General features: G+C 42.9%; 7 protein-coding genes and 1 pseudogene. 1 reads left to right on the forward strand and 7 read right to left on the reverse strand.

Going from position 1 to position 7,890, the window contains the following annotated elements:
* The 7 genes and pseudogenes from B0181_RS02605 to B0181_RS02635 form a co-directional block, all read right to left on the reverse strand.
* Positions 1-189: pseudogene (locus tag B0181_RS02605) on the reverse strand (IS1595 family transposase); the annotation flags it as partial.
* A 26-nt stretch (positions 190-215) separates the two neighbouring features.
* Entirely contained in the window at positions 216-1,394 is a 1,179-nt protein-coding gene (locus B0181_RS02610; RefSeq protein ID WP_078275935.1) for a hypothetical protein, read from the reverse strand.
* A gap of 237 nt (positions 1,395-1,631) precedes the next feature.
* On the reverse strand, positions 1,632-2,267 hold the full coding sequence (locus B0181_RS02615) for a hypothetical protein (RefSeq protein WP_078275936.1): 636 nt from the start codon (positions 2,265-2,267) through the stop codon (positions 1,632-1,634).
* A 155-nt stretch (positions 2,268-2,422) separates the two neighbouring features.
* Positions 2,423-3,043, reverse strand: coding sequence for a hypothetical protein (locus B0181_RS02620; protein WP_078275937.1), 621 nt, complete (start codon positions 3,041-3,043; stop codon positions 2,423-2,425).
* A gap of 359 nt (positions 3,044-3,402) precedes the next feature.
* Positions 3,403-4,560 (reverse strand): bifunctional 2-methylcitrate synthase/citrate synthase, encoded by a 1,158-nt coding sequence (gene prpC / locus B0181_RS02625; protein WP_078275938.1) that lies wholly within the window; start codon positions 4,558-4,560, stop codon positions 3,403-3,405.
* A 330-nt stretch (positions 4,561-4,890) separates the two neighbouring features.
* Positions 4,891-5,769, reverse strand: a complete 879-nt coding sequence (gene prpB / locus B0181_RS02630; RefSeq protein ID WP_078275939.1) for a methylisocitrate lyase — start codon at positions 5,767-5,769, stop codon at positions 4,891-4,893.
* Between the two features lie 485 nt (positions 5,770-6,254).
* On the reverse strand, positions 6,255-7,592 hold the full coding sequence (locus B0181_RS02635; protein WP_078275940.1) for a peptidylprolyl isomerase: 1,338 nt from the start codon (positions 7,590-7,592) through the stop codon (positions 6,255-6,257).
* Between B0181_RS02635 and B0181_RS12430 the strand changes: the two genes are divergently transcribed.
* Positions 7,591-7,725: a hypothetical protein gene (locus B0181_RS12430; RefSeq protein WP_282956008.1), complete on the forward strand. Its 135-nt coding sequence runs from the start codon at positions 7,591-7,593 to the stop codon at positions 7,723-7,725. The genes B0181_RS02635 and B0181_RS12430 overlap by 2 nt on opposite strands.
* The last annotated feature ends 165 nt before the right edge of the window (positions 7,726-7,890 follow it).

Here is a 7,890-nt window from a genome sequence, read left to right on the forward strand (position 1 = left end):
AAAAACAGTGTTGGCTTCAAGAGCTAAGTGATATTCTATCACAAGGCGGATTTTGTGGTAGAAAAGGGCTGCTGAATTAGGGTGAATGCCCAGTAAATCAGCTGCACTTCTAGCAGTAACTTCGAGTACAAAAAATTCAAGCAGTCTTTTTTGAACTTTTTTACTTAGTTTACAATGGGTTATCTTCATAAAACTAGTATAACATGGTTGTTATTCTAGTACAGCCCCAATATCTTAGTTTCACCCAAATTCCATAGCATATAGCCAAAGACTGCTCTAGGATCGCTGTTATAGTTGGTGATTTTATTGCTAATAACTGTTTTTTCGTTGACTGTTATCGTGCCATCTTTATTGGTGATAGTTTCTTTATGAGTTTTTTCATCTGTTTTAAGATGGCAATAACTTGTGATGTCATTGACGCTGCTGGGACAGGCGAAATTTTGTTTTGTCGTCTGTTTGGATGTAGAGATATTATTTTTAAAATAATCGTCATGGATTGCGTACCATTGAGCATCTTGAGGTTTTTCAATAAAACCGACGGTGCGCATAAGATGATGTGAGATATTATGACAATGCAAAATAGCAAAAACCGTGGCTGCAATTAACAAAATGAGAGCAGCAGCTCCTGTTTTTATTGCATCTTCTGGGTTTTCAAAGAAAAAATGTTGTGTGGCAAATGCAGTATTGCTTATAAATAATATGAAGGTAATTAGGACTGGCATTTTGCCTTTATCTGCGCCACCTGACCATAGTATGACCAAGGCTAGCAATAGGAATAGGCAAAAAGCATTAATAGTCGCACCAAAAAGATTTTCAAGGACAAGACGTTTGAGTTTTGAGTTGTCGGATTGATCGCAATACAGTGTGTATATCGCGGCGATAAATATTATAATACCAGTAGGAATGTATTTCCAATAGTTTGAAAATTCAATCAAAGCCAATAATTGGAGTGCAAACAAACAAGCAGTAGTATTATATATCATGAAATCACACAGTGTTTTTTGTCGCTGTGATTTGTAATCTTTGGCGGATTGGTTTGGTTTTGCTTGTTGTGTTGATAGGCTTCTTTTTGTAAAAATAGCGGCAATATGTGCAGGCAAAAAACATAAGCTTATAAATACAACAAGTAAAACAGCTATAGTAAAAATAGCCATTAAGATGGATGGCTGAAGAACTAAGCTTAGCAACCCTTGTTGTTGTATATCAGACAGATAATCTAAAATGACAAAGAAGCTAAAGGTGGCTCCGATAATAGATCCATAAGGGATCAACTTGTCAAAAATTTTAAGCGTATTTTTGATGAGTGCTGCACGCTTTTTGTACTCTTGGTCATTGGGTGTGGTTTGGCCATTGTCTTTTGGTTCTTGATTTGAGTTAGGTAATTTGTCTGACATTGCTTGTCCTTTTGCTATGTTTTATTGGTTATGACTGGGTGATATAGGTGTTTTTGTAAGTTTGAATAATCCCATCCGCAGTCTATTTTATTCTTATTGTCCAACGAACTGATAAAAGTTGAGGCGTTACGCTTATAAATATGCTATCTATCAGCTATGCTTGCCTACAATTTTGTTTGCTGTAGTTATCTTAAGTTAATTACAATTAGTGTTGAGAGTTTTAAAACATGGTGTAAACTAATCAACCAACGCAGGCTCAGGCACTGGCAAGCCACCCACATTTATCACAGTTTCGTGCTGTCTGCCCAGCTGATTGACGATGGCTTGAACTTTGTCTGCGTCCTGCTGGCTGCCCACGCTGATGTTAAATGTTTGCGTTTCTAAATCAAAACCCATGCTGTATTTTATATTTAACTGTTTGATTTTTCTGCTAATTTCATCGCTTTGAGTGTTTTGGTCAATCAGTGATTTTTGATGATGTTTGATGACGATGTACGGCTGAATGCTTTTATCAAAAGAGCGCACCAGCTCATCACGATTTTTATCATCGCTAAATAAAATCACAATTTTATAGTCAGGCTTGTGCTGAATATACATATCGCCATAATGTGGGTCGTTTAGTGCATTGAGTTTTTGGGATACCAAGATGGCGCTGTCTTGCACCTGCATATAACGATCCACATCATCAACCACTGCAGCCGATGTCGTGTCTTGCGCTGCGTTTTGCTCTGTATCCTGCGCTGCATTTTGCTCGGTATTTTGGTTGTGCATTTCTTGATTGGATGCGTTCAAGGTTTGTGTTTTATGCTTTGGCAGCGGCTGGCAAGCGCTCAATGCCCCAACTGCCAACCATAAAACGATGTGTTTTTTCATGCAAACTGTCCTGATAAATAAGCTGTCCTAATAAAAAGCTGTCAATCAATGGGCGGTGCTGCCAAGTTATTTGTTTAAAATACAGCGGCTAAGCCTTGGTTTTGTTAAAATTGTGTGGCTGTGTCAAGTGTTTTGCGCCTAACCCAGCTTGTATTTTATTTGTCCGCAACTGGCACGCCGCCATAAGCCATCGCCATCGGCACAATGCTATAATTAACGAAAACAATATTTAAATCCACATTGGGATTTTTCCATGCTTCCAATAGTTGATTTATTTTGGCTTGCGTTTCATCAGTATTTTTTCCTTTAACTTCTACATTTATTTGACCAGTTTTTTCATTAAAACCAACCATTTGCACATTGGTTAAATACTGCTGCGCTAATTTCTTGGCTTTTTTGAGCTGCTCTCTGGCAACATCTCTTGTGGCTTTTGCGCCATAGATCAATTCCACGGGAACGCTGATATTTGTCTGGTTTTTAATAGGCAATCTTGTTGTTTGATTGACGCCATCGCCTGTTAATCTAACAACTATTTTATAGGTTGGTTTATTTTCAATATAAATGCCTGCCAAACGACCTTTATATTGGTTTTCTATAAGATCTATAATCCCATCTCTATGCAGTTCAATGGTTAAAGCCTTTTTTGCTTCGTTAATGCCGACATCGTGAATTTTGGCATATTCTTGTACATCTTTATCAAAACCTTCATTTGCCAATGAAATGGTTGAGCTTGTCAAAATTACGCACAATAAGGCTTTTGAAATGATTGCTTTCATATTTTTAACTTCAAAATAATAAAATGGTGAAAGTGAGCAAACTTATTGCCATTTTCATCATAACACCAAGCACATTCAAGAGTTGTGTTTTTTTTGTGAGTAGTTGTGCTTTTATTTTAAAGTTGGTTTTATCTTGTGATGATGGATTGCAGTTTATTTTTTGTCGTACTTAAGGGCTAAAATAATTTTGAAAAAATTGATGATAATTAGAGCGTTTAAAAAACAACACCAAAAAACAAGCCACGCAGTTCACAACCAAATCAATCATATCTGCGCGAATAAAACTTTCAGACCGCCTAAATGGTGGTAATCAATCATCGTGCGCCCATTTAGGCTGCCTGAAAGCTAATCATCGCTGATTAACGCTCACTCATCGGCACAAACGCCAAATCATCAGGGCCTGTGTAGTTTGCGGACGGACGGATAATCTTGCCGTCTGCACGCTGCTCAAGCACATGAGCCGACCAGCCTGTCGTGCGTGAAATCACAAACAATGGCGTGAACATCGCCGTTGGTACGCCCAATTTTTGATACGACACCGCACTGAACCAATCCAAATTCGGGAACATTTTTTTCTCGTTCCACATCAAAGTTTCCAAGCGCTCAGCAATGTCAAATAGGCGCATATCGCCTGTTTCGGCAGACAAATCTTTGGCAACTTGCTTAATCACCACATTGCGTGGGTCAGACACGGTATAAACAGGGTGTCCAAAGCCAATCACGATTTCTTTGCGACCAATACGCTCACGAATGTCCGCTTCGGCTTCGTCTGCGTTGCGATAGCGTTTTTGAATGTCGTACGCCACTTCATTCGCTCCACCGTGTTTTGGGCCTTTTAATGCACCGATGGAGCCTGTGATGCACGAATAAATGTCCGAGCCTGTGCCTGCAATCACACGGCTGGTAAAGGTGGACGCATTAAACTCATGCTCAGCGTACAAAATCAGCGAAATGTGCATGGCTTTGATGTGGCTTTCGCTTGGGCGTTTGCCGTGCAGCATATGCAAGAAATGCCCGCCAATGCTGTCTTCTTCACTTTCAACCGAAATGCGCTTGCCGTTGTGTGAAAATTGATACCAGTACAGCAGTATTGAGCCAAGGCTTGCGATGAGCTTATCGGCAATATCACGCGCTTCGCTGGCAGGCTGGCTTTCACGTTCTGGGTGTACGCAGCCAAGCATGGACACGCCTGTGCGCATCACGTCCATCGGGTGCGTGTGCGCAGGCAGACTTTCTAGCACTTCAATCACACGAATCGGCAAACCACGCAAAGATTTCAATTTTTGCTTATACGCCGCCAATTCAAATTTGTTAGGCAGATGACCATGAATGAGCAAATGCGCCACTTCTTCAAATTCGCAGTGCTTTGCCAAATCCAAAATGTCATAGCCACGATAGCTTAAGTCATTGCCACTGCGACCCACGGTACACAGCGCAGTATTGCCTGCTGCCACGCCTGATAGGGCAACGGATTTTTTGGGTTTTGGGGTGGTGGTTGGGGTGGTGTCGTTTGACATACAACTTTCTCCTTGTTAAAAATCAGCGAAGTTCAATCCTTTAAACTTCCAAATCGCACTTCGCTGGACGCTTAAAAAACATCTGGCTAGTTTGGATAGGGCAGCAAGTTTTGGCGTTTTGGGTTTGTTTGGGTTTGATAAACCGCTACGCCTTTGGCTTGCTGCTTTTGGTGGTTGGTGTTTGTAAAGTTTGTGGTGATTTATAAGTATTTAAAAGTTATCAAAACCATTTAAAAAATCACTTAAATCACCCAAACTTAACTTAAAATAATGCTTTCGCCTTTGATAGTTTAGTAAAAAACCATTTGACGAAACATCATTTAGTAAAAATCACTTGGCAAACAGCTTATCCAATTTCTGCTCAAAATCGTGATAATTGAGATATTCGTAGAGTTCAGCACGCGTTTGCATGGTGTCCACGACATTCGCCTGTGTGCCATCACGCATGATCGCCTGATAGACGTTCAATGCTGCAGCACTTGCCGCACGGAAGGTTGATAAAGGATACAGCACCAAAGACACGCCATTATCGGCAAGCTCTTTTTGTGTGTACAAAGGCGTTGCGCCAAATTCGGTGATGTTTGCCAAGACAGGGACTTTCACCGCATCGCTAAACTTTTGATACATGGAAAGCTTGGTCATCGCTTCTGGGAAAATCATGTCTGCGCCTGCTTCCACACAAGCGATGGCACGCTCAATCGCTGCGTCCAAGCCTTCCACCGCCAATGCGTCCGTACGCGCCATAATCACAAAATTTTCATCAACGCGTGCGTCTACCGCTGCTTTGATTCTATCCACCATTTCATCTTTGGAAACGATGGCTTTGTTTGGACGATGACCGCAGCGTTTTTGGGCAACTTGGTCTTCAATATGCACCGCTGCCACGCCTGCTCGCTCAAAAGCACGAATGGTGCGTGCGATATTAAATGCACCGCCCCAGCCCACATCAATATCTACAAGCAAAGGCGTGTCTACGTTGTCGGTGATACGTTGGGCGTCAATAAGCACATCTTCCATCGTGGTAATGCCCAAATCAGGAATGCCACGCGAACACGCCGCCACGCCACCGCCTGACAGGTAAATGGCTTTAAAACCGCTCGCCGTTGCCAAGCGTGCAAAATAGGCATTGACACAACCAACAACAGCTAAAGGATTTTCGGTGGCGACCGCTTGACGGAATTTTGCACCAGCAGAAAGGGAATTTGACACAGGTTCACTCCTTAAACAAATTTGGCTTAAACGTGATATTTAAGCGGTTTTCCTTGATGGCTGCTTTGGTAGGGTGGATTGTGATTTTTAATCAAATTGTGCTTTGCGATTAAAACGCAGGCTTTGATTTGATGAATTTATCGCCAAGTAAATTGACGCAATTTTCATCAAAATGACAATCGGCAAACAGCCAGATGAGATAACAATTCGTTATTGATTGAATTTATAGCATAACTTGTAGGGGTATTGCAAGCACTGATTGAGAAAAATTTTTGATTTAATATATACCCTAAAAATGCCTTGTAAGTCAGATTAAGTATGGCTTGCGGCGCGCTTATTGTACTGTATAGATGACTGTACAACTGCCAAAAAGCAGTCTTAAAAATAGCCATAAAAATCAGCCATAAATTCCACTCACAAATCCCGCCCATAAAAAAGCTGGGCGAAAAACCCAGCTTGATTTTGGTGAAATTGCCACATTTCAATCATTCAAAAATGCGCACATAAGCACTGGCACGCAGCTCTTGAATCCAGTCTTCTTCTGCTTGTGGAGCGATACGGCTAAACAGCAACTCGCGCGCGGCATTGCGGCGATATTGCTCGGTAACATCACGCTCACGCACGTTATCCACTTTTAGGATATGCCAGCCAAATTGCGTGCGAAACGGTGTGGAGTAATCGCCAGCTTCGGTGTTTTTCATTGCGGCTTCAAATTCTGGCACCATCTCATCTTCGCCCACCCAGCCAAGACTGCCACGCTGTGCGGCTGTGCCTGCGTCATCTGAATAAGTGGCGGCAAGCTCATTAAAGTTTGCACCTTTTTGTAGTTCGGCATAGATGGCGTTGATTTTTTGTTCGGCGATGGCGTTAGTTTGCGTGTCGTCCACGCGCGCTAGGATGTGGCTGGTTTGCCATTCTGGAATCAGCACACGGCCTTTGTCGTCTTTTTCTACCAATTTCACCACGTCAATGCCGTTTTGGGTAACGATTGGCGCACTCACATCGCCAGCTTGTAAAGATTGTACCGCTTCGCTGACACTCGTGGGCAAAGACGCTGCTGCCACACGTCCTGTATCTGCGCCTTGTAGTTCAAGCGGATAATTGCCCTTGGCGCTGTTCATGGCGATTTGTAGCGGTGCGTCTGTGGCAAGGGCGGCTTGTACACGCTCAGCTGTGGCAAGGGCGGCTTTTTGGGCGGCGTTTTTGCGCTTATTGTTGCTTGAGCTGATGTCATCTGTATAAGGAATGCGCACATGAATTAGGCGGTATTGTGTTTGGTTTAGCACTGCGCCATCAGGGGATTTTAAGAATGCGTCAATCTCTTGGTCGCTGACGTTGATGCGGTTTGACACTTGGTGTTGCCATAGCGCAGAGATGGCAGCGTCTTCAATCAGCTGGCGGCGAAGGGCGGCATAGCTGCCTGCTTGTTTGCCGTCAAGCGCGCGCTGCAGTTCAGACAGTGAGCTGTGGCCTTGTGATTGGGCGATTTGCAGCATTTGGCGGTTAATCACAGCGTCATTGGCGGTAAAGCCAGCGCGGTTAATCATGCTTAGCTGGATTTTGCGTGTGATGAGCTCGTCTAGGGCTTGCTGCTGAATTTGCGCTGGTGCAGCGTTCACATTGTTGGCTTGATATTCGGCAGCCAGTGCGGTTGCCGCGGCGATAAGCTCGCTTTTTAAGATGATTTCATCATTAACCATCGCCACAATGCCATCGGTGCTGTCGGCAACACTGATGGCGGCTTGTGCTAGGCTTGGTGCGCTTAGGCTTGCTGCGCCAAGTAGGGCGGCAAGCAGTGATGAAGTAAGCAGTGATTTTTTCATGAAAATTCCTTATGGCAAGCGAAATAAACTCGCTAAAGCGTTTTATTTTAATCGTGTTTTTGGTTGCTGGTGCTGCGTGAAAAAGGACATCAGCCGCAAAATACCAGCGTTAATTTGGTTTAAATTTGGCTAAGTGTAGCAAAAGCCCGCCAAGCCGTCAAATCATCGTCTGTTTGCCGATGGTAACGGCAAGTAACGGGTTTTAAATTTTAGGGGCTGACGTAGATTAGCAGTCATGCTATACTACAAAAATGAAGATAACCCATTGTAAACTAAGTAAAAAAGTTCAAAAAAGACT

The organism is Moraxella caviae (assembly GCF_002014985.1).
GTDB classification, from domain to species: Bacteria; Pseudomonadota; Gammaproteobacteria; order Pseudomonadales; family Moraxellaceae; genus Moraxella; species Moraxella caviae.